Here is a 25,218-nt window from a genome sequence, read left to right as displayed (position 1 = left end):
GTCACCGTGCCGGGTCGGCCGGAGCCCGGACGGTGAGCACACCGGCCAGGTCGATGTCGTCGGCGCGGCCGTCGAAGCCGGACTCCGAGATCAGCCGGGCGCCGAGGACGGTGCTCCAGAAGGTGCGGGCCTCGACGTCGGCGGGACGGTCGATCACCCAGCCGTGCCGGTCGAGGATCGCGACGAGATAGCTCTGCGCCTTGCGGAACAGCACGGTGAGGCTCTGCTCGGCCACCGGTCGCAGCTCCGGGCGGCGTCGGGTGATCGACATCGCCTGCACCGCGATCGGCACCGCGGGCAGGGTCAGCGCGCTCCGGGCCAGTGCGGTTCGGAATGCGGTGGGGGTGCGCCGGCGCCGGCCGACCGGCTCCAGCCGTTCGGCGTCCCGGAGCAGCAGCATGAACGCGGCATGCACGAACAGCCCGTCCTTGGAGCCGAAGTAGTAGGTGATCTGGTGCGGGTGGGCCGAGGCGGCGGCGGCGATCTCGGCCACGCTCACCGCGTCGAAGCCGCGCTCGGCGAAGAGCGCCGCGGCGTGATCGAGGATCTGTGCCCGGGTGCGCCGGCCACGGGCCCGGGGCGGCTCGGTGGCCATGTCATAGTTGTATGGGATACAACTAACGGCAGGCAAGCCGGCACACCGCGACGACGAGGAGGAGTCAGCATGAGCGGCCGGGAGGCGGTCGTCACCGGACTCGGCGCCACCACCCCGCTCGGTGGGGACGTCGACTCCCTCTGGCAGGGCATGCTCGACGGGCGTTCCGGCGTACGCCGGATCGACGACCTGGTGGCGTCGTTCGCGCACAGCGACGACCTGCCGACCAGGATCGCCGCTCCGATGACCGTCTCGCCGGACTCGGCGCTGACCCGGGTGCAGGCACGCCGGATGGACCGCTGTCAGCAGGCCGCGCTGGTCGCCGCCCGGCAGGCCTGGGCCGACGCCGGCAGTCCGGAGGTCGATCCGCTCCGCCTGGCCGTGGTGATCGGCACCGGGATCGGTGGCGTCAACACCCTGCTCGACCAGGATGACCTGCTGGAGCAGAGAGGTCCGGCCCGGATCTCCCCGCTCACCGTGCCGATGCTGATGCCGAACGGGCCGGCGGCCTGGGTCAGCCTGGAGTTCCGCGCCCGGGCCGGCGTCTACACCACCGTCTCGGCCTGTGCGTCCGGCGCCGAGGCCCTGGCGCTGGCCGTCCGGCTGATCCGCTCCGGCGAGGCCGACGTGGTGATCGCCGGTGGTGCGGAGGCGGCGATCACCCCACTGACCATCGCCGGCTTCGCCCAGGCGCGCACCCTGTCCAAGCGCAACGACGAGCCGGAACGGGCCTCCCGACCGTTCGACGTGGACCGCGACGGCTTCGTGCTCGGCGAGGGGGCCGGAATGATGGTCCTGGAGCGGGCGGACTTCGCGGCGGGCCGGAATGCCCGGGTGCTCGGCCGGCTCGCCGGCTACGGCATCACCGCCGACGCGCACCACATCACCGGTCCTGACCCGACCGGTGCCGGGCAGATCCGGGCGATCCGCAATGCGGTGGCCGACGCCGGGCTGCGACCGGGCGATGTGGGGCACGTCAACTGCCACGCCACCTCCACGGTCGTCGGCGATGTCGGGGAGGCGAGCGCGATCCAGCAGGCGCTCGGCGACGACGTGATCCTCACCGCGCCGAAGTCGAGCCTCGGTCACCTGGTCGGCGCGGCCGGCGCCGTGGAGGGCATCCTCACCCTGCTCTCGGTCGCCAACGGAGTGATCCCGCCGACGCTCAACCTGGACCGCAAGGATCCCGAGGTCCGGTTGGAGGTGGCCAGCGAGGGGCCGCGTGAGCAGCGGCTCGACGCGGCGATCTGCAACTCGTTCGGGTTCGGGGGACAGAACGTCTCGCTGCTGTTCACCGCCAACTGACCGTCGGCTCCGGCCGACGGGACATCGACCGTGCATGGCGAACCTGCCGTCTGACGGACACGCCCCCACGTCGAACGACGGCAACCACGCGACCCCGGAAGGTTGAAAAGTTTCACGGAGGTTGGTTGAATTCGGCAAGACTTTACCGTCGATCTTGGAGCGTTCGCCGTGCCAGTCTCCCGCCGCGCCGTCCTGTCGACGATCCCCGCCGCCGGCCTGCTGGCGCTGGTCACGCCGTTGCGGGCGAGAGCCGCGACCCCGCCGGATCGAGGGCCCGCCGCGGCCGAGCACGACGTACTGCTCGGCAACACGGTCGCGATCTTCGCCGGTACCGCCGATTCGAACACCCGGCCCGAGGTCGCCGCCAAGCTCGCGGCCATCGACTCGACGGCCCGGGCAAGGCTCGACGCCTGGGCGGGCGCCGGACCGGGGGAGCTGTTCCAGGGTGTACCGCTGGGCAGCAGCGATCCCAACCTGACCACGTCGTTCCGGTACCTCTACGAGATCGCCCTTGCCACCCGGGTCCCCGGCGGCAGCCTCGACGGTGACACCGCCCTGCGACGCCGGGTCGTCGACGGACTCGGCTGGCTGTACGAGCGCTACTACGGCGACCAGGCGGCCGGCTACTACGGCAACTGGTACAGCTGGGAGATCGGGATCTCCAACCACGTCAGCCGGACCCTCGTGCTGCTCGCCGACGAGATGGCGGCGTACCGGCCGGAGCTGGTCGAGGCCTACGTGACCGCCATGGACGCGTACCTGCGCAACGGGAAGGACGGTGACGTCGACCTCGACTCGCGGTTCCACACCGGCGCCAACCTCGCCGACATCACCACCAACCGGGTCCTCCAGGGCGCCGTCCTCGGCGACGACGCCCGGATCAGCAAGGCACTGGCCGACCAGTTCACCGTCTTCGCCACCATCGACCCGTACGCCCTGGTGCACGGCGTCACCGACGGCTACTACGCCGACGGGTCGTTCATCCAGCACGCCTCGGTCGCCTACACCGGCTCGTACGGCCGGAACCTGCTGGCCCGGGTGGTGCAGACCGTCAAGATCCTGCACGGGACCGGCTACGTCCAGGGTGCGGAGCTGGTCGACGTGGTCCGGGGCTGGGTGGTCGACGGGTTCGCCCCGCTGATCTTCGAGGGCTGGATGATGGAGATCGTCAAGGGCCGGGCGGTCTCCCGGACCACCACCGGCTACGCCGACGTGGCGGGCGTGCTGGAGGCGGTCGTCGACCTCTCCGGCCACGCCAGCGGTGCCGACGCCCGTGCGCTGGCCGGCTACGTCAAGTTCGTCCGGCAGACCTCGCGGGCCGCGCTCGACCCGAGCACCTTCGTCTCCCCGGTCAGCATCGCCCGGTACGCCGACATCATGGCCGACGCCGCGATCCCGGCGGCCGACCTGAACCCCGCCCGGCGCAGCGTCGCGTTCAACGCCATGGACCGGACCGTGCACCGCCGCCCCGGCTACGCCTTCGCGCTCGCCCGCAGCTCCGACCGGATCAGCAAGTACGAGTACATGAGCGGCGAGAACCTGAGGCCGTGGTTCCAGGGGGACGGGGCGTACTACCTCTACCTCGCCGGGCAGGACCAGACCCAGGCGTACGGGGTGGACTACTTCACCACCGTCTCGCCGTACCGGCTGGCCGGGGTCACCGCGCCGGTCGAGCACCGGCACACCGTCCCCGAGCTGTACGGCACCGCCTGGTACGACAACCCGGCGCGCGGCTTCACCGCGTCGTCGGAGTCGCAGAACACCTACGTCTACTTCCCGCGCGGCACCAACCGCTACTCCGGCGGCGCCACCCTGGACAGCTACGGGGCCGCCGGGCTGGTCCAGTCCGACGACGCCGCGTACGCCGCGAAGCGGGCCGGTCAGCTCCCGGACGACTTCGTCGCGTACCGCAACGCCAGTGCCACCAAGTCGTGGTTCCTCTTCGACGACGAGATCGTGGTGCTCGCCGCCGGGGTCGGCGATCCGGCCGGCCGGGCGGTCAGCACGACGATCGACAGCCGGATCGCCGAGGAGTCCGATCCGGTGACGGTGAGCGGGCGGCTGCGCGACGGCCGGCCCTTCACCGGCACCGGTACCGCCCCGCTGGCCTGGCTGCGCTACGCAAACGCCGCCGGGCAGGCCTCGGTGGGCTACGTCTTCCTGGCCGGGCCGCCGCCGACGGTCAGCACCGAGGTGGTGACCCGCAGTCGCCGGGTGGTCCGGACCGCCAACCCGGACACGATGGTGCGCAAGCGGGTCTTCTCCGTCTCGGTGGAGCAGGCCGCCGGTGCGCCACTCGGCTCGCTGGCGTACGCCCTGGTGCCGAACGCCTCGGAGCACCGGCTGCGGGCGTACCGGGGCAGGCCGGTCCGGGTGCTGGCGAACGACACCCGATTCCAGGCGGTCCGGCACGCCGGGCTGGGACTGGTCGCCGCGAACGCCTTCACGCCCGGCCGGCACGCCGCCGACCGGCTGGTGGTCGACGGCCCGGCCTCGGTGCTGTTCCGGCAGGCCCGGGACGGCAGCGTCGCGGTCGCGGTCGCGGACCCGACCACGGACCGCGGCACGGTCTCGGTGACGCTGCGCGGTCGCTGGCGCCGGGTGGTCTCGGCAGACGACGGGATCCGGGTCCGCCGGGTTGCCGGCGGCACCCGGATCGAGGCCCACACCCGGCAGGCGTACGGCCGCAGCCTCCGGGTTGAGCTGCGCTGACCCACGTCGGGCGCGCTTGCCTCCGGGATCGGCCCCGTCCGGGCGCTCCGAGCGTCACCGGGCTTCGACATGGCCTAGCGGATCGGTGCGCTCGGTCAGCTTGGCACTTGCCACCGACCAGCTGGGGTCGGCGGGGTACAGCGCGCTGCGGAGGAAGGCCCAACTGAGCCGCTGGACCAGGGCGACCCGTTCGGGGCTCTCGTCCGTCGTCTCCGTCGAGTCGTACCCGGAGATTCCGCCCAGCGAGTGCTCCGCGCCGAAGAGGGTGAGCAGGCTCTTGGGGCCAGGGCTCAGGAAGTACGGATCGGTGAACCACTCGGGCCCCCGGACGGTCAGGGCGGACCGGTCCTTGTCGCCCGCGACCACCAGGGCCGGTGTGGTCATCCCGGTGAAGTCCGGGTTCATGAAGGAGAGGTGTTCGGCGGCGAACGGCGTCAGGTCGGCGCCACCGGTGCCGGGTGCGGCGAGCAGTACGCCCGCCCGGATCCTCGGGTCGGCCAGATCCTCGCCCGGCACGCCCCGGGCGTCCAGGACCCGTGCGCCCAGCAGCATGCTGGCCGTCTGGGCGCCCCACGAGTGGCCGGCTGCGGCGACGCGGCTGCGGTCGATGCGTCCGGCGAGGCCGGGAACGGCGGCTTCGATCCGGTCCAGGTGGTCGACGACGCGGATCAGGTCGTCGACCCGGAACCGCCAGATCAGCGGGTGGCGTGGGTCGTCCGGCGGGACGTCCAGGGTCCGCGAGTCGAGGTGGGTGGGCTGGACGACCACGAAACCGTGTGCGGCCCAGAAGTCGACCAGCGGGGCGTAGCTGTCCAGCGATCCGCCGAAGCCATGGGAGAAGACGATGACGGGCAGTCCGTCGCCGGTCGTGGGAGCCGAGACCCGCACCCGGAGGTCCTCGTCGCGGCCCGGGGCCGGCAGCGGTACCGGGCGGATCGAGACGACCGGAACGGGCGCGCTGACGAGTTCGTCGGGGTGGCACATGGGATTCTCCTTGCGAGCCGAGGTGCGGGGTGTGAGGTGCGGTTAGTGCGGTTCGAGGGGTGCGGTTCGAGGGGTGCGGTCGGTGGTGGCGCTGCGAGGCCCGGTTGGTCAGGGGAGGGCCGCTCTGGCAGCATGGGTACCGGATCCATGTTCCGTTTAGACGATACGGAACGGCGTTCCGGTTAGCAAGCCGAGTGACGGAGGCAACGGCGCAGTGACTGAGATCGGCAGCGGACCGGCATCGGCGGCCCGTCCGAAGCGGGCCGACGCCCGGCGCAACGAGGGGACCCTGCTCGAAGCGGCCGCCGCGGCCTTCGTCGCCTCCGGCGTCGACGTGCCCGTACGGGACATCGCGGCCAGGGCCGGCGTCGGCGTCGCCACGATCTACCGGCACTTCCCGACCAGGGCCGATCTCATCGTCGCCGTCTACCGGCACCAGGTCGAGGCATGCGTCCAGGCGGGCCCGGCCCTGCTGGCGAGCGGCGGCTCGGCGCACGGCGCCCTGGTCCGCTGGATCGATCTCTTCGTAGACTTCCTGGTCACCAAGCACGGGCTTGCCGAGGCGCTGCAGTCCGACGATGCCGCCTTCGCGGCCCTGCACGCCTACTTCCTCGACCGGCTGGTGCCGGTCTGCGCCGAGCTGCTCGACGCCGCGGTCAGGGCAGGGGAGATCGGTTCCGGCATCGAGGCCTTCGCCCTGATGCGGGGGGTCGGCAACCTCTGCATCGGCGCGGACCGGGACCCGCGGTACGACGCCCGTCGGATGGTCGAGGTTCTCCTCGCCGGGCTGCGCCTTACCTGACCGTCAGCCGCGGCTACGCGGCAGGCAGCACTTCTTGTACTTGCTGCCCGATCCACACCAGCACGCCTCGTTCCGTTCCGGCGGCCAGGGAAGCTCGTCACCCCGCCCGGCGAGTTCCGCCGCGTAGCCGGCCCGGGCCGGCTCGCTCGTCGGGTCCGCGCCGGTGCGTTCGGCGTATCCGGCCAGTCCCTCCGTCGAGCCGCGCAGCGGGCCGAGTCCGATCCGGCCCGATTCGGTCAGCCGGACCAGTTCCCGCTGGACCCGGGCCCGGTGCCCAGCCCAGTCCTGGCCGAGCCTCTCGGCCAGCTCGGGCCAGCGCGACCGAAGGAGGTCGAACTCGCCCTCGGGCAGGAAGAGCCGGGCCTCCGGGCCCGACTCCGCCGCCGTGGTCGCCTCGCGGAACAGTTCGTTCTCCAGCCGGTCGGCCAGGTTGTCGTTCTGGTCGTGCGGCAGGTCGAGTTCACGGCGTACCCGGTGGCGCTGTTGCAACAGGAAGAAGAGGAGCCCGGAGGCTTCCCGCATGCCCGGTTCGGCGGTCGCGGTGGTGTCGTCAGCCTCGGCGGTCGCGGTGGCGTTCGGGGTGGCCCGGTTGCGCAGCGCGGTTTCCACCGCCTCGGTCAGCCATTGCTCGGCCAGGTCGGTCCGGCCGCCGACGTCCAGCGCCGCGCTGAGGTACGCGGCCGCGTCGGGCTGGGAATCAAGGAGCGGCCGTAGCGAGGTGAGCTCGGCGAGCGCCTCGTCGGCACGGCCGGTCCGGAACAGGATCCGCGCGTGCAGCGCCCGGGCGAAACCGGCGTCCGGCTCGGTGTTGTCCCGGTACGCCGCGACGGCGCGGTCCGCGTACCGCCGCGCGGCGTCGAGCTTCGCCCGGGTCTCGGCGATTTCGGCGGCCAGCGTCAGCGCCCGACCGGCGTCCGCCGGATCCGCGAGCCGCCCCTGCTCGACCGCCTCGGCCAACTCGGCGGCGATGCCCAGCGGGTCGGCCGAGCCGAGCGCGGACCGTCGCAGATCGCTCAGGTCTGCACTGGTGAGAATGTCTTTCGTCGGCACGGCTTCACGGTACTGCGGCAGGACGCCACGACCGGCGTGGTCAGGGTGTAACCCGCCGCACGGGAGGCGGGCGGGGTGTCGGCGGGACGACCACCTCAGTCGAGGTCGGTGAGCCCCAGGAGGTCCCGCAGCGCGGCCCGGCCGCTCGGGGTGGGGCGCACCGCGCGGCCGGACCCGATCCGGGCTATCCAGCCGTTGCCGAGGAACGTCTCGCAGAGTCGCGCCCCGGCCGACCCGGCGAGGTGCTGCCGCCGTTCCGTCCAGTCCAGGCAGCCACGTGCGAGGGGCCGATTGCCGGACCTCAGCGCTGCCGGACGCACGCCGAGCGTTTCGGTGAGCCAGCCGAGCCCGGCCGGGGTCAGGGCGAAACCGCCGCGCTGGTCCAGCAGCCCGGCCCCGGTCATCGCGTCGGTCACCGCGACGCCGAGCCGTCCGGCGAGATGGTCGTAACAGGTCCGGCCGCGCCGCAGTGCGGCGCTCGCGGTCGCCGCCCGCAGACCTCGCGGCGGGGCCGGGCGGAGGTCGAGCCCGGCCACCAGACTCTCCAGCAGATGTGCGACCGAGGGATCGGCGAGCTGCACGTACCGGTGCCGTCCCTGGCGCCGTTGCACGAGCAGGCCGCCGTCGACGAGGCGGTGCAGGTGCCCGGTCGCGGTGGAGGGCGCGACCCGGGTGTGCGCGGCCAGCTCGCCGGCGGTCCACGCGCGGCCGTCGAGCAGCGCCAGGCAGATGGCGGCCCGGGTCTCGTCAGCCAGCAGTCCCGCCAGCGACGCCAGGTTCGAGGCCGAGATCACCCACCCAGTCTAGGCGGCGATACTTCGGCCGCCGCCGAACGATGGTGGCCGTAGGTTGCGGCTCATGCAGCGGATCAGCGGCCACGACGCCGCCCTCGCAGTCCTGACCGACCCGACCTTCGTGGTGCCACCGGTCCCGCCCGCCCGCACCGGAGTCGGCTGGCTCCGCGCCACGGTCGGCCGGTTCAGCACCGGCGAGGCACACCGGCGACGGCGGGCACTGGCCGTCGCCATCCTGGACGCGATCCCGCCCGAGATCCTCCGGGCCGCCGGCCCGGCGCATCCGGTTGCCATCCTCGCCCGTGGGATGGGCATCGAGGGGCCGGTGGTCGAGCTGGTTCGGGACGTCGCGCAGGCGTACCAGCCGGGCACCGGAGACGAGCCCCGGGCCGACGCCGCCGTCGACCGGCTGGTCACGTTGCTTGGCGGTCTCCGCGACGAGCCGACCGCGGCCCGCATCGGGGTGCTGGTGCAGGCGTGCGAGGCCACCGTCGCGCTGACCGAACGGGCCCGGCACCGCCGGGTCGAGGACGTACTGCGCGACGAGCCGCCGGTTCCGCAGACCAGGCGGCAGGCGTTGGTCACCACCACCGTCGGCGGCGTCACGATCGAAGCCGGCGAGGTGGTGTGGGTCGGCCTCGCCGGCGACCTGGCCTTCGGCGCCGGAGCGCGCCGCTGCCCCGGCCGGGCGCACGCCCTCGCCCTCGTCGAGGCGGCCCTGCGGTGACCGGCTTCGCCGCACTCCACCGCAGGGGTGCCCCGCTCGTGCTGCCGAACGCCTGGGACGTGGCCTCGGCCCGTACCCTGGTCACCGCCGGCTTTTCCGCGATCGGCACCACGAGTCTCGGCGTCGCGGCGGCGGCCGGCCTGCCGGACGGGCTCGGTGCCACCGAGGCCGGGACGCTGCGCCTCGCCCGCAGCCTGGCGGCGCTTCCCGTACTGCTCAGCGTCGACCTCGAGGGAGGCTCGGTCGGTGCCGCGGCCGCGGTGGCCGAGGCCGGGGCGGTCGGGGTCAACCTGGAGGACGCCATGGGCCCGGTGGCGGACCACGCCGCGTTGATCCGGTCGGTGAAGCGGGAGGTGCCGCACCTGTTCGTCAACGCCCGGACCGACACGTTCTGGCAGCGGCCCGGAGACCTGGCCGAGACGCTGCGCCGGGTGCGGCGGTACGCGGACAGCGGCGCCGACGGCGTCTTCGTTCCCGGCCTCGCCGAGCCGGCCGACATCGCCGCCGTGGTGGCCGCGGTCGACGTGCCGGTCAACGTCCTCTTCCTGCCCGGCCGGCACACCGTCACCGCCCTGGCCGATCTGGGGGTACGGCGGATCAGTACCGGTTCGCTGATCTTCCGGGCCGCCCTGGCCGCCTCCGCGCAGACCGCGGTGGCGGTTCGCGACGGCCTCGCCGTCCGATCGGACCTGCCGTCGTACGCGGCGGTGAACGCCGGGCCGGCGGCGGGGTGAACGCCGGGCCGGCGGCGGGGTGACGGACGCCGACGGCTCGGGGCCGGAGCGGTCGGAAAAGGCTCGACATTAAGTTAGGTTCAGATCGTAGGGTCGTCCGCATGAGCGCGATCCGGGGGGACCGAACCACCTTCTACCAGCTACTCGGCAACACGCTGCTGGTGTCGGTGGTCAACTACACCGTCTGGTTCGCGATCACCTTCTACGTCTACCTGGAGACCCGATCGGTCTTCGCCACCGGGGTGATCTCCGGGATCTTCCTGGTACTGACGGCGCTGACCGGCATCTGGTTTGGCAGCCTGGTCGACCATCACCGGAAGAAGACGGTGATGCAGGCGTCGGCGGTGGTGTCGCTCGCGCTGTACGCCGTGGCCATGGTGGTGTACCGGCTCGCCCCGCACGGCTCGTTCGGCGACCCGGCGAGCGTGCCGCTCTGGATCCTGGTCGTGCTGGTGATGATCGGGGTCATCGCGGGCAACATCCGGACCATCGCCCTGCCGACCCTGGTCACCGTGTTGATCGAGGAGGAGACCAGGGACCGGGCCAACGGCCTGGTCGGCAGTACCACCGGGGTGGGTTTCCTGGTGACGTCGGTGATCAGCGGCGTACTGGTGGCGATCGGCGGGATGTTCTGGGTGCTGGTCCTGGCACTGACGGTGATCGGGCTCGCCGTGCTGCACCTGGCCCTCGTCCCGGTACCGGACCGGCCGTCGGCGCCGGCCCCCGCCGTCGGGCCGGCGGTACCCGGGGAACCGCTGGTCACCGCCGAGCCGGCGGCCGCGCCGAAGCGCGCGGTGGACCTGCGCGGCACCGTCCGGGTGGTCCGCGAGGTGCCGGGGCTGACCGCCCTGATTCTCTTCTCGGCCTTCAACAACCTGCTGGGTGGCGTCTTCATGGCGCTGATGGACGCTTACGGGCTGTCGCTGGTCTCGGTGCAGACCTGGGGGCTGCTCTGGGGGCTGTTGAGCACGGGCTTCATCGTCGGCGGGCTGCTCATCGCCCGGACCGGCCTGGGCCGGAACCCGCTCCGGCTGCTGTTGCTGGTCAACCTGGTGCTGTGGGCGGTCACCATGCTGTTCCCACTGCGATCCTCGATCGTGCTGCTCGTCGTCGGGCTCTACGTCTACATGCTGGTCGTCCCGTACGCGGAGGCCGCCGAGCAGACGATCCTGCAGAAGGTGGTGCCGTACGAGCGGCAGGGTCGGGTCTTCGGCTTCGCGCAGAGCGTCGAGCAGGCCGCCTCGCCGCTGACCGCGTTCCTGATCTCTCCGATCGCACAGTTCGTCTTCATCCCGTTCATGACCGACGGGTCCGGTGCCCGACTGATCGGCGACTGGTTCGGCACCGGGGCCGACCGTGGACTCGCCCTGGTGTTCGTGCTGACCGGCATCGTCGGCCTGGTCGCCACCGGACTGGCGCTGCGCAGTGGCCCGTACCGGCGGTTGAGCCGGCGGTTCATGGCGGGGCCGGCGACCGGGACGCGGTCGGGCGAGCCGGAGCTGAATCCGTCCGGCGTCGCCCCGTAGCGGCGACCGGCCACCCGGAGGCCGTGGCTGACCCCGGGGCGACCGGTCGCGTCGTCGCCGTGCGCGCATCTCAGAGCACGCGCCGCACCGCGCCGTTGGTGTTACCCGTCGACGAGTGAGCAGCATCGAACCACACCGGCCGTGGACGCGACGTGGAAGATCAACAGCGGTCACCCGCCAGACCGGCCGGCCAGGCGGTGGCTGGATTCCCGGACGACGAGTTCGGGTTCGAAGACGACCTGCTGGTGCCGGTGTGCGGCCGCCTCGTCGACCTCGCCGAGCAGCAGCGCGGCGGCGGTCTGGCCGAGCCGCTGCCGAGGTTGGCGTACCGAGGTCAGCGGTATGGCCGCCGCGGCGGCGAACTCGATGTCGTCGTAGCCGACCAGGGCGATGTCCTCGGGGACCCGAATGCGCTGCCGGGTCAGCTCCTGGAGGACGCCGAGCGCCAGCAGGTCGTTGGCGCAGAACACCGCCGTGGCCCGGTTCTCCCTGGGTGCGCCGAGCAGCCGGGCCGCGGCGTCCCGGCCGGCGGTGACGGTCGAGGCCGAGGTGTCGAGCCAGAGCAGGCTGTCGTGGTCGAGTCCGCCGTCGGTCATCGCCCGGATCGCACCGGCGTGCCGGTCGCGTACCTGTTGCAGCCGGACCGGGCCGCCCACGAAGGCGATGCGTCGGTGCCCCGCCTCCAGCAGGTGACGTACCGCAAGTTCGCCGCCGAGCCGGTCGTCCACCGAGACGGAGCAGAGGTCGGCGTTGCGGGACCGCCGGTCCAGCAGTACGACGTGGACGCCACGGTCGCGCAGCCGGAGCAGCCGGGCGCTGGCGTCGTCGACCGGGGTGATGAGTACGCCCCGCACCCGCTGCTCCCTGAGCAGGTCGAGGTAGGCGTCCTCCCGGGTCTGGTCGCCGTCGCTGTTGCAGAAGATCAGTGCCATCCCGGCGGTGCCGATGGTGTCCTCGACGCCCTTGGCGAGGTCGGTGAAGAACGGGTTCGCCACGTCCAGTACGACGAGGCCGACGGTCCGACTCCGGCCCCGGCGCAGTTGCCGGGCGGCGTGGTTGGGTACGAAGCCGAGTTCGTCGATCGTCGCGAGGACCCGGGCCCGGGTCGCGCTCGACACCAGGTCGGGTTGGTTGAGCACGTTGGAGACGGTGCCCATCGAGACCCCCGCGTGGCTGGCGACGTCGCGGATGCTCACCACGAGGTCTCCCGCACGGCTGTCCTCCTCCGCGTCGACGCGCTCGACTGAATCGTGTCAAGGACTCCTGGCGGCTCTGGCGGCGGGGGGTACCTGACCAAATCTGGCCTGTCCGGCGCCGACGTTCGACGCCGACCGGGAGTTCGGGGTCGGCGCTCGTGGCATCGGTGCAGTCCAGGGCGGTGTTTCGGTGCAAGGAAAGGCCTTACCTCGGAGTAACGATTCGGTAACCGCCTTCAGGGACTTGACCGGCCGGGAAGTCGGCCCTTAGCGTCTTCATCACATTGGAGATGAAACGTTTCATGGCTGGAGGGCCGGATGCCCGAGCGCGCAGATCCGGGTACGGCGAGACTGGCCCTGTCCGGCGTACGGAAGTCGTTCGGCGCCGTGCAGGCGCTCGCCGACGGACGCCTCGAACTGCGGGCCGGCGAGGTGCACGCGCTGGTCGGGGAGAACGGCGCGGGCAAGTCGACCCTGGTGAAGATCCTGGCCGGGGTGCACGCCCCGGACGCCGGAGAGGTGACGATGGACGGTGCACCGCTGGCCCTGACCGGTCCGGCCGATGCCCGGACGGCCGGGATCGCGGTGATCTACCAGGAGCCGACGCTCTTTCCGGACCTGTCCGTGGCGGAGAACATCTTCATGGGTCGGCAACCGCTGCGCGGTCTGCGCCGGATCGACTCCGCGGCGATGCGCCGACGCGCGGCGGAGCTGTTCGCCCGGCTCGGCGTACCGCTGGATCCGGACCGGCCGGCGCGCGGGCTCTCCATCGCCGACCAGCAGCTCGTGGAGATCGCCAAAGCGCTCTCATTCGAGGCCCGGGTGCTGGTGATGGACGAGCCGACAGCGGCGCTGTCGGGGATCGAGGTGGAGCGACTCTTCGCGGTCGTCCGGTCGTTGCGGGAGGCAGGCGCGGCGATCCTGTTCATCTCGCACCGCTTCGACGAGGTCTTCGCGCTCAGCCAGCGGATCACCGTGATGCGGGACGGGCGCTGGGTCTCGACCGACCCGACCGGGGACCTCGACGTGGCCAGAGTGGTGCGCCGGATGGTCGGCCGGGAGATCTCGCAGCTCTACCCGAAACAGCCGACCGAGGCCGGCGAGGTCATCCTCCGGGTGCGCGGGCTGACCCGGCGCGGCGTCTTCGCCGATGTCGGCTTTGAGGTACGCCGGGGCGAGATCGTGGTGCTGGCCGGCCTGGTCGGGGCGGGGCGTAGCGAGGTGGTCCGGGCGGTCTTCGGCATCGATCCGTACGACGCGGGCGAGGTGCTTGTCGACGGCGTACGGCTGCCCCGGAGCCGGCCGGCGGCGGCGATGGCCGCCGGGGTGGCGCTGGTGCCCGAGGACCGCCGCCAGCACGGGCTGGTGATGGAGCTGTCGATCGAACGGAACGCCACGCTGACCCGGCGCTGGCCGCTGGCCCGGTGCGGTCTGCTCGGCCGGGGCGCGGAACGAACCGCCGCGCGGACCTGGACGCGGCGGTTGCGGGTGAAGGCGGGACGGCTCGACGACCCGGTCTCCACGCTCTCCGGCGGCAACCAGCAGAAGGTGGTACTGGCGAAGTGGCTCGCCACGATGCCGAAGGTGTTGATCGTCGACGAGCCGACCCGGGGGATCGACGTCGGTACCAAGGCGGAGGTGCACCGGCTGATGTCGCAGCTCGCGAGCGAGGGGGTCGCGGTGTTGATGGTCTCCAGCGAGCTGCCCGAGGTGCTCGGCATGGCGGACCGGGTGCTGGTGATGCACGAGGGCCGGGTGGTCGGCGAGATTGCCCGGGACGCGGCGACCGAGGAGTCGGTGATGCTGGCCGCGACCGGGCAGGGAGGGACGCCGTGACGACCACGACCCGCCCGGACCCGGGGCCGGACGCCGCGGTCGGGGCCCGCGGTGGCGGGCCCGGGACCCGGCTCGGCCACCGGCTCTTCGTGGCCCGCGAGGTCGGCATCGGACTCGCGCTGATCCTGCTGATCGCGGTGACCACGGCGGTGAACCCGAGATTCCTCTCCGGACAGGGCCGCCGGGACCTGATGCTCGGCGCCACCATCCTGGTGGTGCTCGCGGTCGGCCAGGCGATCGTCATCATCACCCGCAACGTCGACCTCTCGGTCGGGTCGGTGCTCGGCTTGGCCGCGTTCGCGACCGGAAAGCTGTTCCTGGCGATGCCGGACGCGCCGATCGCGCTCGCCGTGCTGGTCGGGGTCGGACTCGGCGTGCTCTGCGGCGTGGTCAACGGGGCGCTGATCGCGGTGGCCCGGGTGCCGGCCCTGGTGGTCACCCTCGGTACCCTCTACGTCTTCCGGGGCGTCGACTACTCGTGGGCGGCGGGACAGCAGATCAACGCCGCCGACATGCCCGACGGCTTCAAGTCGATGGGCACCGCCGACCTGCTCGGAATCCCCCTGCTCGCCCTCTTCGCGGTGGCGGTGCTGGTCGTCGCCGGCTTCTACCTGAGGTCCTACCGCAGCGGCCGGGAACTGTACGCGATCGGCTCCGACCCGGTGGCGGCCCGGCTGCACGGGATCCCGGTCGGCCGGCGGGTGTTCGGGGCGCTGGTGGTCAGCGGCGGGCTCGCCGGCCTGGCCGGGGTGCTCTACGCGGCCCGGTACGGCACACTCGACGCGGCCGCCGGCAGCGGCATCGAGCTGAACGTGGTCGCGGCGGTGGTGGTCGGCGGAGTGGCGATCTTCGGCGGCAGCGGCTCGGTGTACGGGGCGGCGCTCGGCGCCGTACTGCTGAGCACCATCGGCAGCGCCCTGCCGGTGCTGAAGGTGAATCCGTTCTGGCAGCAGGCGGTGGTCGGGGCGCTGATCCTGGCCGCGATCGGATTGGACCGGGCGCTCGCCGCACGGGTGGCCCGCCGGCTACGAGGAAGGAAGGCCCGTGGCGCCTGAGAGAACGGGCCGGCCGGCCCGCTGGGTTTCCACGTTCGGCACCTGGGACGTGCTGGTGATCGTCGTGCTGGCCGTGGTGGTGATCGGCGCATCGGTACTGGTCGAGGGCTTCGCCACCGCCCGGTTCTGGGGCTTCCTGCTGCTGGATGTCGTCCCGATCGCGCTGATCGCGCTGCCGATGACGCTTGTTGTGATCACCGGCGAGATCGACCTGTCGGTAGCCAGCACGCTGGGACTGGCCAGCGCGGTGCTCGGCCAGCTCTGGGTGACCGGCCTGCCGCTGGCGCTGACCGTACCGCTGGTGGTGCTGCTCGGCGCCCTGCTCGGCGCGGTGAACGGGCTCTTCGTCGCCGGGTTCGGGCTGCCGTCCCTGGCGGTGACGATCGGCACCCTCGCGCTGTACCGGGGACTGGCGTACGTGGTGCTCGGCGACCGGGCGGTCGCGGACTTCCCGATCGGCTGGACCGGCAAGTCCATCGAGGCGCTGCCCGGCACGACGGTGCCGTGGGTGGTGGTGCCGCTCGCCGTCCTGGCGATCGGGTTCGGGGTACTGCTGCACGCCACCCCGATCGGTCGCGGCCTCTACGCGATGGGCAACAACGACCAGGCCGCCACCTTCGCCGGCATCGCGGTGGCCCGGACCAAGTTCTGGCTCTTCGTCGTCACCGGCGCGGTCGCCGCCCTCGCCGGAGTCTTCTGGACCATGCGGTACGCCAGCGCCCGCGCCGACAACGGAGCCGGGCTCGAACTGTCGGTGGTGGCGGCGGTGTTGCTCGGCGGCGTCTCCATCTTCGGCGGCCGGGGCACCCTGATGGGCGTCCTCGCCGGGGTACTGCTGCTGATGACCCTGCGCAACGCCCTGCAACTCGCCGACGTGCCGGCCGACACCCTGACCGTGGTCACCGGCACCCTGCTGATCATCTCCGTCGTCGGGCCGAACGCGGCCGGCATGCTCCGGGCGCGGATGCGACGGCGACGACCTGCCGCACCGCCGGTGGCGGGCGCCGATGGCGCCTGACCACTTCCCACCCCTGTAACCACCCCGATTCCCACCGGCCCGCGAGATGGGCAGTTCTATCCGAAGGAGGACCGGTCATGACCGTCACGAGATCCAGAGGCGTACGGGTGGCTGCCGCCGCCGCGACGCTCACCGCGTTGTTGCTCGGCGCCGGTTGCGCGAGCGACGACGACGGCACCCCGTCGGGCGGTTCCTCCGCCGGTGGCGGCGGCTCGATCAAGGAGGGGCTGAGCGTCGCCTTCCTGCCCAAGCAGGTGAACAACCCGTACTTCACCGTCGCGGACAACGGTGGCAAGGCGGCGGTGCAGGAGTTCAAGGGCGAGTACAAGGAGGTCGGTCCCTCCGAGGCGAGCGCGTCCTCACAGGTCAGCTACCTCAACACCCTGACCCAGCAGGGTAGCGACGTGATCGTCGTGTCGGCCAACGACCCGAACGCGATCTGCGGCGCGGTCAACCAGGCCCGGCAGGGCGGTGCCAAGGTGGTCACCTTCGACTCCGACACCAACCCCGACTGCCGGGACCTCTTCGTCAACCAGGTGACCGGGCAGGGGATCGCGGAGAACCAGGTGAAGCTGATCTCGGACGCGATCGGCGGGCAGGGCAAGATCGCGATTCTGTCGGCGACCGCCAACGCGACCAACCAGAACGCCTGGATCGAGCTGATGAAGGCCGAGCTGAAGAAGCCGGAGTACAGCGGGATCCAGTTGGTGGCCACGGTCTACGGCGACGACAAGGACGAGAAGTCGTTCCAGGAGACCCAGGGTCTGCTCTCCGCCCACCCCGACCTGAAGGGCATCGTCTCGCCCACCACCGTCGGTGTCGCGGCGGCCGCCCGCTACCTCTCCGGCTCCCAGTACAAGGGCAAGGTGGCGCTGACCGGGTTGGGCACCCCGAATCAGATGCGCGAGTTCGTCAAGAACGGCACGGTGCAGAGCTTCGCGCTCTGGAACCCGGCGGACCTCGGCTACCTGGCCGCGTACGCCGGTGCCGCCCTCGCCTCCGGGATGATCACCGGTAAGGAGGGCGACACCTTCACCGCAGGCAAGCTCGGTGAGTACACCGTCGGCGCCGACGGTGTGGTGGTGCTCGGTCCGCCGACCGTCTTCGACGCGTCCAACATCGACCAGTTCGACTTCTAGGCGGTACCGTCCCGGCACCGCCGTCGGCCGCCGGCGGTCCACCCGCCCAGCCGGCCGGCGGCGGCGCCGGCTTCGGCACGGATCGACGCGGCGCCGGCTTCGGCACCGATGGACGCGGCGCCGGGTCAGCCGGGGACGCCGGGCGCGTCCTCCGGCACGACGACGTACTGCCGCAGGTAGAGGTCCTGGAAGGTGACCGGGCCGCGCGGGCCCGGCACATGGTCCACGTTGATCCCGGTCTCCGGTACGCCGTGCAGCTTGAAGCCGTCGAGCAGCCGGGTCGAGGCGTTCCAGAAGACGCCGGTGCCGATCGCGGTGGCGATGAACCGCTCGGCGGCGGCACGGTCCTCGGTCACGATCGTCGCGGCGAGCCCCGAGGTCTCGGTGTTGGCGATCGTCACCGCCTCGGCCAGGTCGGCCACCTCGGCGATGGTCACCGTCGCCTCCCGGCCGCCGTCCAGCGCCCACTCGTAACCGAGCGGATGGTCGTACGGCGGCAGCGAGGCGCGTACGCCCCGCTCCGTCAGGGCGGTCTCGAAGCGGGGGAGCGCCGTTCCGGCGACGTCCCGGTGCACCAGCAGCAGGTTCACCCGGTTGCAGACGCCCAGCCGGTCCAGCCCGGCGACCAGCAGTTCGGTCGCCCGGTCCAGGTCGGCGGCCGCGTCGACGTAGAGCACTCCGCCGCCGTCGGCGTGTGCCAGCGTACGGACACCGTGCCGGGCCGCCTCGGCGCCGAGCGAGCGGGTGGCGTCGCCGCTGCCCCGGAGGATCACCAGGGGAATCAGGTCGGTCTGCCGGACCAGGGCGACGGCGCTCGCCCGGCTCGCGTCCGGCAGCAGTTGGATCGCGTCCGAATCGAGGCCGACGTCGCGCAGCCCTGCGGTGATGACGTGCTGGTGGAGGGCGTTGGCCGAGGTGAGCGCGGCGGACCCGGTTCGCAGCACGCCGGCGTTACGGGACTTGACCAGTTGGGAGGCGACGTCGACGGTCACGTTCGGCCGGGCCTCGAAGTTCGCCCCGATCACCCCGACCGGCCGGCGGCGCTCGGAGAGCCGCAGCCCACCCGGCAGCGACCGCAGCGGGGTCTCGCGGGCCGGAAACGGCGCCTCGGCGAGCAGCCGCAGCTGGTCGGCCATCCCCTTCAACCGGGCCGCGTCGAGCCGGAGCCGGTCCTGTAGCGCCGGGCTCATCCCGGCGGCCCTGGCCGCCTCGACGTCCTGCTGGTTGGCGGCGAGGATCTCGCTCTCGGCGGCGACCAGACGGTCGGCCATCGCGGTCAGCGCGGCGTCGATCACCGAGTCCGGTGCCTCGGTCAACCCGGTGGATCCGGCCCGCGCTCGCCGGCCGCACTCGGCGACCAGGGCATGCACGCGGTCGTCCGGCCCGTCCGGAACTGCGTCGGTCGCCTCGATCGAAACCATCTGCCGGTCTCCTTCGCCGTTCTCGTCCGCCGCCATCGTATGCCGGGTGCCGGTGGCAGCGGCCACCGAGTCTGGCACGTTTGTTCAACGAGTGAGCAATGGTGTCCGCTATTCAGGACCGCTCGGGGTCGTACGCCCGCGTCCCGGGCGGCCGGGTCTGGCGTGCAGGCCCGTCGACGCCGCCCGGCCGGCTGCCGAGGGGCTCCGGCCGAGCATGGTCGGCGTACGGATAGGGTCCCGCCATGTCGAAGAAACGGGTGCGGGTCGCCTTCCTCGACGCCGACACCGGAGCCCGGATCGGCGGGAGCGAACTGCCGCTCGGGCAACTTCCGGACAGCTTCCAGCCGACGACAACGCTGGAAATGTCCGGCGCCACCTGGTCGGTCGAACGGGCCGAGCCGCCGACGGCGGCGCAGTTCGGCGCGACCGGCACCCTCACCCTGACGCTGCGGCGGATCGAGTCCGTTCCGCCCGGCGGCATCCTCTACTCGTTGCCGACGCTCTGTGCCGCCCTGCCCGCGGTCGCCCCGGCACCGGCCGGTGCCGACCGCGTCGAACTGCACGAGGACGACTGGCGCCAGGTGGAGCTGGTCAGTGCCGACCTCGCGGACGAGGTCCAGGCCGAACTCCGGGCGGTACGCCGCAGCTTCGAGCAGCACGCCCGCCGTGACGAGCACGGCCGGGTCTACGGCTTCCAGGGCATCCACGTCCGCAGCCAGCCGGTCCGACCGCTGTCCGGGCCGGTGTCCCGGAGCCGGTTGCTCGGCCTGCTGCCGCCCGGCGCCCGGAACCGGGGCGGGATCGGCCTCCGAGGCCAGCGCGGGATCGTGCCCAGCTCGTTCGCGGTGACGGTCGGACGGGTGCTGCTGTATGGCCTGGCCGACGGTGACGCGCTCGCCGTACTGGCCGTGCTGGCCGTGCAGGGTGAGCCGGGACCGGACACCGAGCCGGAGCCGCGGCTGGCGGCCGCGCTGGAGCAGGCGATGCGGGAGGCGGACCTGCTGCTCGTCGACTGGTGCCGGATCGCCCTCGTCGCACCGGCCTCGATCGGTGACTACCTGGCCGCCACCGGGGTGGCCGGCCGGACCTGACCCCGGGCCCCGGCGACCCCTTCCCGAGCGGTGACGCAGCGGCCCGGGTCGGGGCAACCACGGCTGGCCCGTCATCGCGCCGTCGCTGTCCACCGATCGGTGGACAGCCGGATTCCGTCCTGTGGTCGTCCCCGGCCGATCCGGCCGGCGGAAGCATCGAGGCATGACAGTCATCAGTGCGCACGGGCTGCGCAAGACGTACGGCGCCCGGGTGGCGGTGGACGGTATCGATCTGACCGTCAACCGTGGCGAGGTGTTCGCGCTGCTGGGACCGAACGGCGCGGGCAAGACGTCCACGATCGAGATCCTGGAGGGGCACCGGCGCCGCGACGGCGGCACGGTCTCGGTGCTCGGCGAGGACCCGGGTACGGCCGGCCGGCGGTGGCGGGCCCGGCTCGGCATCGTGTTGCAGACCGCGACCGACGCCGCCGAGTTGACCGTGCGGGAGATGGTGCGGCACCTCGCCGGCTACTACCCGGATCCCCGTGACCCGGACGAGGTGATCGAGGTGTGCGGGCTGACCGGGAAGGCCGGCGCCCGGATCCGTACCCTCTCCGGCGGCCAGCGACGCCGGCTCGACGTGGCCCTCGGCATCGTCGGTCGGCCCGAACTGCTCTTCCTGGACGAGCCGACCACCGGATTCGACCCCGAGGCGCGCCGGCAGTTCTGGACGCTGATCCGCCGGCTCGCCGACGAGGGCGGCACGATCCTGCTCACCACCCATTACCTGGACGAGGCCGAGGCGCTGGCTGGCCGGCTCGCGGTGCTCGCCGCCGGCCGGATCATCGCCGAGGGCACCCCGGAGACCATCGGCGGCCGGGCGAGTGTGGCGGCCACCGTCAGCTGGCGGGACGCCGACGGCGACCACCGGGAGCAGACCGCCGACCCGGTCGCCCTGGTGGCCCGGCTGACCGCCCGGGCCGGCGGGACCCTGACCGACCTCCGGGTGCACCGGCCCAGCCTCGAAGACATCTATCTCGACCTGATCGGAGAAGACCGATGACCGCCACCACCGGCGCACCGACCTCGGCGGTACGGCTGCCGTCCACCCTCCGGGTCGGCCTTGCGCGCGGAGCCGTCGAGCTGAAGCAGTTCTTCCGGCAACGCGACGCCGTGGTCTTCACCTTCGCCTTCCCGGCCTTCATCGCGCTGATGCTCGGGCTGATCTTCGACGAGCCGGTGCACGACGCACCGGGGGTCGTCATCAGCCAGGTCTTCGTGGTCGGGATGATCGCGTACGGGATCGTCTCCACCGCCTTCATCAGTGTCGGCGTGGGGATCGCGCTCGACCGCGAGGACGGCACGCTGAAGCGGCTGCGCGGCACGCCGGCCACCTCGGTCGGGTACTTCCTCGGCAAGATCTTGCTGGTCGCGGTCTCCACCGCCGGCGGGATCGCCCTGCTGCTGGCGGTCGGGGTACTCCTGTTCGACCTGCGGCTGCCGACCGATCCCGGGCGGTGGCTCACCTTCGGCTGGTTGCTGGTGCTCTCCGTCGTCGCCTGTACGCTGCTCGGCATCGCGGCCAGTTCGCTGGCCCGCTCGGCGAAAAGCGCCCCGGCGGTCCTGAACCTGCCGGCCATCGCGCTCCAGTTCGTCTCCGGGATCTTCGTGTTGAACGACGCGTTGCCGGACCGGATGGTGACGGTGGCATCGTTCTTTCCGGTGAAGTGGATGGGGCAGGGGTTCCGGTCGGTGTTCCTGCCGGACAGCATGATGGCGCGGGAGCCGGCGGGTTCGTGGGAGCACGGGACGACGGCCCTGGTGCTCGGTGCCTGGTGCGTGGGAGGGTTGCTGCTCTGCCTGCTCACGTTTCGGTGGAGCGGACGCGAAGGCCGCTGACCGTGCGGTCCGGAGACCCCCGCGGGGTGCCGGCACCCTCGGCGGGCCCGCGCGACGGGAACCGGCGTCCGGTGCGGGTGGTGGACGGTGGCTCGGGAGGTGGACCGGTGATCAGGGTGCTGCTGGTCGACGACCATCCGGTGGTCCGGGACGGGTTGCGCGGCATGCTGCACACCGAGCCCGACCTGGAGGTGGTCGGCGAGGCCGGGTCGGGCCAGGAGGCCGTCGCGCTGGCCCGGGTGCACCGGCCGGACGTGGTCCTGATGGACCTGCGCATGCCCGGCATGGACGGGGTACAGGCCACCGGGGAGATTCTGCGCGAGTCGCGGTCCAGCCGGGTGGTGGTGCTGACGACGTACGAGAGCGACGCCGACATCCTGCGGGCGGTGGAGGCCGGCGCCATCGGCTACCTGCTGAAGGACGCCACCAGGGTGGAACTCGCCGCGGCGATCCGGGCCGCCTCCCGGGGCGAGACGACGCTCGCGCCGTCGGTCGCCGGTCGGCTGGTCCGGCGGGTCCGGGCTCCGGCCACCCCGGCGCTCTCCGCCCGGGAGGTGCAGGTGCTCGGCCTGGTCGCCGAGGGACGGACGAACGCCGAGATCGGCCGGGCACTGCACATCAGCGAGGCGACGGTCAAGACGCACCTGCTGCGCACCTTCAGCAAGCTCGACGTCTCCGACCGGACCGCCGCGGTGACCACCGCGATGGGTCTGGGGCTGCTCGGGTAGCTGTACCGCCCGCCGTGGTCAACGGTCCGCACTCAGTACATTCGATTCTGGGCGGTCGAGGGATGATTGACCGCATGAGGCGCTTCCCTGACAGCTTCCTGTTCGGTGTCGCCACCTCCGGTCACCAGACGGAGGGGGACAACACCAGCAGCGACACCTGGTTCCTGGAGAACGTCCGGCCGACGGTCTTCGCCGAACGCTCCGGTCGTGCCTGCGACAGTTGGACCCGGTGGCGGGAGGACCTTGATCTGGTTGAGTCCATGCGACTTGGCGCCTTCCGGTTCTCCGTGGAGTGGGCCAGGGTCGAGCCGCGGGAGGGCAGCTTCTCCACCGAGGCGTTGGATCACTATGCGGCGGTTGTCGACAGCTGTTCGCAACGGGGTGTGGCTCCGGTCGTGACCGTCAACCACATGACCTGTCCACATTGGGTCGCCAAGCGTGGTGGCTGGCTCGATGCCGCCGCACCCGCGCTGTTCGCCCGGTACTGCGCCAAGATGATGGACCACTTCGGTGACCGGATCACCGCAGTCGTCACGCTCAACGAACCGAACCTGCCGCAGCTACTGTCCTGGGCAGGCACGCCGGCATCCGTCAGGGAGTTGGAGCGGACCATGCTGGAGGCGGCGAGCGCCGCCGCGGGCGTGCCCCGCTACCGCGTCAGCAACATCATGCTGCCGGAAGAGTTTGACGCCATGCGGGATGGCATGACGGCGGGCCACCTTGCCGCCCGGGCAGCGCTCAAGGCTGAGCGGCCCGACCTGCCCGTGGGCCTGTCCATCGCCATCGTGGACGACCGTGTGGCCGGCGGCAACGCGACGCTGCGCGACCGCAAGCGCGCCGAGGTGTACGACCACTGGCTGCGGCTGGCACGCGGGGACGACTTCATCGGCATCCAGAACTACGAGAGCGCGGTCTACGACGCCGAGGGGCTGTTGCCGCCGCCGCAGGGGGCCACCCTCAACCAGTTGGGCTCGACGATCGACGCGGAGTCGCTCGGCGGCGCCGTGCGGTACGCACACGAGATCAGCGGTGTGCCGGTCTTCGTGACCGAGCACGGCATCGGCACCGACGACGACGCCCTACGGGCGGCCTTCATCGAATCGTCGCTGGCCGGCCTGCTCGACGCGATCGACGACGGCGTACCGGTGCTCGGCTACTGCCACTGGACCCTGCTGGACAACTTCGAGTGGGCCGCCGGCTACGATGCCTTCCGCTTCGGGCTACACACGGTGGACAGGAAGACGTTCGCTCGTACCCCGAAACCGAGCACGAGCAGGTACGCCGCCATCGCGGCCAGCCGGAGCCTGAACTGAGTCGGCTCCCGCCCGCAACGAGCGCGGAGCCAGGCAGGGCTGCGCGATGGCGGTGCCGAGGCCGTGATGCGGGTTGACGGTTGGGTGGCCGATATACGCCTGGGCGAGTCCCACGAAGTCCATGCCGGCGTGCTCGGCCGCGTACCCGAGCGCTTCGTCCTCGGCCAGGGCACGCCTGATCGAAGCAAGGTCGAGCAGAGGTGCCCATTACCCGGAGAACGGCGGTTGGCACCCGGCTCCCGCCTCGCCCGCGGTGGTGCCCAGCGGTGCCGCCCCTGGTCAGGATGCCGGATCGCCGTCCGCGGCGAGAAGCTCCCGGACCCGGGGGACCACCCGGGTGGCGTACCGCTCGATCGTCTCCATCAGGTGCTCGTGCGGCAGCGTGCCGGCCGAGTACTTCAGGTCGAAGCGCTGCACCCCGAGCACCCGTACCGTTCGGGCGACCTTGCGGGCGACGGTCTCGACGGAGCCGACATGCCAGGCGCCGTTGGCGATGTCGGCGTCGAAGCGGCTCCGGGTCATCGGCGGCCAGCCGCGCTCGGCACCGATCCGGTTGAACAGGACCCGGACGTGCGGCCAGAGCAGGTCGGCCGCCGCCTGGTCGGTCTCGCCGACGAAGCCGGGCGCGTGCACCGCGACCGGCAGCGGCTGCCGGCCGAATTCGGCGAGCGCGCGGTGGTAGAGCTGCACGTACGGGGCGAACCGGGCCGGCTCGCCGCCGATCACGGCCAGCACCAGCGGAAAGCCGTACCGGGCGGCGCGGACCACCGACTCCGGGCTGCCACCGACACCGATCCGGGTCCGGATCCGACCCGATTCCGTCTTCGGATAGACGTGCTGCTTCTCCAGCGATGCGCGTACCGTGCCCTGCCAGGTGACCGCGTCCTCGGTGAGCAGGTGCGACATCAGCTCGGTCTTCTCCTCGAAGAGCCGGTCGTAGTCGGTCAGGTCGTACCCGAAGAGCGGGAAGGACTCGATGAACGAGCCGCGGCCCAGGGTGATCTCCGTCCGGCCCCGGGCCAGCGCGTCGAGGGTGGCGAAGCGCTCGAAGACGCGTACCGGGTCGTCGGAGCTGAGCACCGTGACCGCGGTGCCGAGCCGGATCCGCTCGGTCCGGGCGGCGATGGCGGCCAGTACGATCTCGGGGGCCGAGACCGCGTAGTCGTCCCGGTGGTGCTCGCCGAGCCCGAAAGCGTCGATGCCGAGCCGGTCGGCGAGGACGGCCTCCTCGACCACGTCGCGGATCACCTGGGCGTACGGCACCGGGTTGCCCTCGGCGTCGGCGGTCACGTCGCCGAAGCTGTCCAGACCGAATTCCACGGCGGTCGCCATGTCGTCCTCCTTCACCGGTTG

General features: G+C 72.1%; 22 protein-coding genes. 15 read left to right on the top strand and 7 right to left on the bottom strand.

The window, feature by feature from the left end:
- Position 1 precedes the first annotated feature (1 nt).
- Positions 2–595 (bottom strand): TetR/AcrR family transcriptional regulator C-terminal domain-containing protein, encoded by a 594-nt coding sequence (locus tag EV371_RS23150; protein WP_130463911.1) that lies wholly within the window; start codon positions 593–595, stop codon positions 2–4.
- Between the two features lie 69 nt (positions 596–664).
- On the opposite strand from EV371_RS23150, the gene EV371_RS23145 reads away from it, so the two are divergent.
- A complete protein-coding gene (locus EV371_RS23145; protein WP_130463910.1) occupies positions 665–1,900 on the top strand; it encodes a beta-ketoacyl-ACP synthase II in 1,236 nt (411 codons plus the stop codon).
- 168 nt (positions 1,901–2,068) lie between these two features.
- Positions 2,069–4,612 carry a polysaccharide lyase family 8 super-sandwich domain-containing protein gene (locus EV371_RS23140; protein WP_130463909.1) on the top strand — a complete coding sequence of 848 codons (2,544 nt, stop codon included), beginning with the start codon at positions 2,069–2,071 and terminating at the stop codon, positions 4,610–4,612.
- Positions 4,613–4,666: 54 nt separating this feature from the next.
- Here the strand turns inward: EV371_RS23140 and EV371_RS23135 are convergent, their stop codons facing one another.
- Positions 4,667–5,596: an alpha/beta hydrolase gene (locus EV371_RS23135; RefSeq protein ID WP_130463908.1), complete on the bottom strand. Its 930-nt coding sequence runs from the start codon at positions 5,594–5,596 to the stop codon at positions 4,667–4,669.
- Positions 5,597–5,819: 223 nt separating this feature from the next.
- Between EV371_RS23135 and EV371_RS23130 the strand changes: the two genes are divergently transcribed.
- Positions 5,820–6,398 (top strand): TetR/AcrR family transcriptional regulator, encoded by a 579-nt coding sequence (locus tag EV371_RS23130; RefSeq protein ID WP_130466152.1) that lies wholly within the window; start codon positions 5,820–5,822, stop codon positions 6,396–6,398.
- A gap of 3 nt (positions 6,399–6,401) precedes the next feature.
- Here EV371_RS23130 and EV371_RS23125 read toward each other — a convergent pair whose 3' ends face one another.
- Positions 6,402–7,448 (bottom strand): SEC-C metal-binding domain-containing protein, encoded by a 1,047-nt coding sequence (locus tag EV371_RS23125; RefSeq protein WP_130463907.1) that lies wholly within the window; start codon positions 7,446–7,448, stop codon positions 6,402–6,404.
- Between the two features lie 95 nt (positions 7,449–7,543).
- Positions 7,544–8,242, bottom strand: coding sequence for a helix-turn-helix domain-containing protein (locus EV371_RS23120; protein ID WP_130463906.1), 699 nt, complete (start codon positions 8,240–8,242; stop codon positions 7,544–7,546).
- Positions 8,243–8,306: 64 nt separating this feature from the next.
- Here EV371_RS23120 and EV371_RS23115 point away from each other — a divergent pair, with 64 nt between their 5' ends.
- The 3 genes from EV371_RS23115 (at position 8,307) to EV371_RS23105 (ending at position 11,229) form a co-directional block, all read left to right on the top strand.
- The gene (locus EV371_RS23115) at positions 8,307–8,969 is read left to right on the top strand and encodes a hypothetical protein (protein WP_130463905.1); all 663 of its coding nucleotides are present in this window, start codon (positions 8,307–8,309) and stop codon (positions 8,967–8,969) included.
- Positions 8,966–9,703: an isocitrate lyase/PEP mutase family protein gene (locus EV371_RS23110; RefSeq protein WP_130463904.1), complete on the top strand. Its 738-nt coding sequence runs from the start codon at positions 8,966–8,968 to the stop codon at positions 9,701–9,703. Before EV371_RS23115 ends, EV371_RS23110 begins: the two co-directional genes overlap by 4 nt.
- A 101-nt stretch (positions 9,704–9,804) precedes the next feature.
- Entirely contained in the window at positions 9,805–11,229 is a 1,425-nt protein-coding gene (locus EV371_RS23105) for an MFS transporter (RefSeq protein ID WP_130463903.1), read from the top strand.
- Between the two features lie 170 nt (positions 11,230–11,399).
- On the opposite strand, the gene EV371_RS23100 is transcribed toward EV371_RS23105, so the two are convergent.
- On the bottom strand, positions 11,400–12,428 hold the full coding sequence (locus EV371_RS23100; RefSeq protein WP_207230580.1) for a LacI family DNA-binding transcriptional regulator: 1,029 nt from the start codon (positions 12,426–12,428) through the stop codon (positions 11,400–11,402).
- 315 nt (positions 12,429–12,743) lie between these two features.
- Here EV371_RS23100 and EV371_RS23095 point away from each other — a divergent pair, with 315 nt between their 5' ends.
- The 4 genes from EV371_RS23095 to rhaS all read left to right on the top strand — a co-directional run bounded on the left by EV371_RS23095 (position 12,744) and on the right by rhaS (position 17,473).
- Positions 12,744–14,261: an ATP-binding cassette domain-containing protein gene (locus EV371_RS23095; RefSeq protein ID WP_130463902.1), complete on the top strand. Its 1,518-nt coding sequence runs from the start codon at positions 12,744–12,746 to the stop codon at positions 14,259–14,261.
- Positions 14,258–15,316 (top strand): ABC transporter permease, encoded by a 1,059-nt coding sequence (locus EV371_RS23090; protein ID WP_349339660.1) that lies wholly within the window; start codon positions 14,258–14,260, stop codon positions 15,314–15,316. Before EV371_RS23095 ends, EV371_RS23090 begins: the two co-directional genes overlap by 4 nt.
- The gene (locus tag EV371_RS23085) at positions 15,306–16,334 is read left to right on the top strand and encodes an ABC transporter permease (RefSeq protein WP_130463901.1); all 1,029 of its coding nucleotides are present in this window, start codon (positions 15,306–15,308) and stop codon (positions 16,332–16,334) included. Before EV371_RS23090 ends, EV371_RS23085 begins: the two co-directional genes overlap by 11 nt.
- Positions 16,335–16,411: 77 nt before the next feature.
- Positions 16,412–17,473, top strand: coding sequence for a rhamnose ABC transporter substrate-binding protein (gene rhaS, locus EV371_RS23080; RefSeq protein WP_130463900.1), 1,062 nt, complete (start codon positions 16,412–16,414; stop codon positions 17,471–17,473).
- Positions 17,474–17,598: 125 nt separating this feature from the next.
- Here the strand turns inward: rhaS and EV371_RS23075 are convergent, their stop codons facing one another.
- Positions 17,599–18,894: an aldehyde dehydrogenase family protein gene (locus EV371_RS23075; protein ID WP_130463899.1), complete on the bottom strand. Its 1,296-nt coding sequence runs from the start codon at positions 18,892–18,894 to the stop codon at positions 17,599–17,601.
- Positions 18,895–19,136: 242 nt separating this feature from the next.
- On the opposite strand from EV371_RS23075, the gene EV371_RS23070 reads away from it, so the two are divergent.
- From EV371_RS23070 to EV371_RS23050, 5 genes are all read left to right on the top strand, one after another.
- On the top strand, positions 19,137–19,985 hold the full coding sequence (locus EV371_RS23070) for a hypothetical protein (RefSeq protein ID WP_130463898.1): 849 nt from the start codon (positions 19,137–19,139) through the stop codon (positions 19,983–19,985).
- 163 nt (positions 19,986–20,148) lie between these two features.
- A complete protein-coding gene (locus tag EV371_RS23065; protein WP_130463897.1) occupies positions 20,149–20,988 on the top strand; it encodes an ATP-binding cassette domain-containing protein in 840 nt (279 codons plus the stop codon).
- The gene (locus EV371_RS23060) at positions 20,985–21,824 is read left to right on the top strand and encodes an ABC transporter permease (protein ID WP_130463896.1); all 840 of its coding nucleotides are present in this window, start codon (positions 20,985–20,987) and stop codon (positions 21,822–21,824) included. The genes EV371_RS23065 and EV371_RS23060 overlap by 4 nt, the downstream gene beginning before the upstream one ends.
- A gap of 107 nt (positions 21,825–21,931) precedes the next feature.
- Positions 21,932–22,552 carry a response regulator gene (locus EV371_RS23055; RefSeq protein ID WP_130463895.1) on the top strand — a complete coding sequence of 207 codons (621 nt, stop codon included), beginning with the start codon at positions 21,932–21,934 and terminating at the stop codon, positions 22,550–22,552.
- Between the two features lie 74 nt (positions 22,553–22,626).
- Positions 22,627–23,865 carry a family 1 glycosylhydrolase gene (locus EV371_RS23050; RefSeq protein ID WP_130463894.1) on the top strand — a complete coding sequence of 413 codons (1,239 nt, stop codon included), beginning with the start codon at positions 22,627–22,629 and terminating at the stop codon, positions 23,863–23,865.
- A gap of 279 nt (positions 23,866–24,144) precedes the next feature.
- Here the strand turns inward: EV371_RS23050 and EV371_RS23045 are convergent, their stop codons facing one another.
- Positions 24,145–25,197 (bottom strand): Atu2307/SP_0267 family LLM class monooxygenase, encoded by a 1,053-nt coding sequence (locus EV371_RS23045; RefSeq protein ID WP_130463893.1) that lies wholly within the window; start codon positions 25,195–25,197, stop codon positions 24,145–24,147.
- Between the last annotated feature and the right edge of the window lie 21 nt (positions 25,198–25,218).

This window comes from Plantactinospora sp. CNZ321, assembly GCF_004217235.1.
Note: the sequence above shows the minus strand (reverse complement) of the source record. Positions and strands in the feature narration are given on the sequence as shown.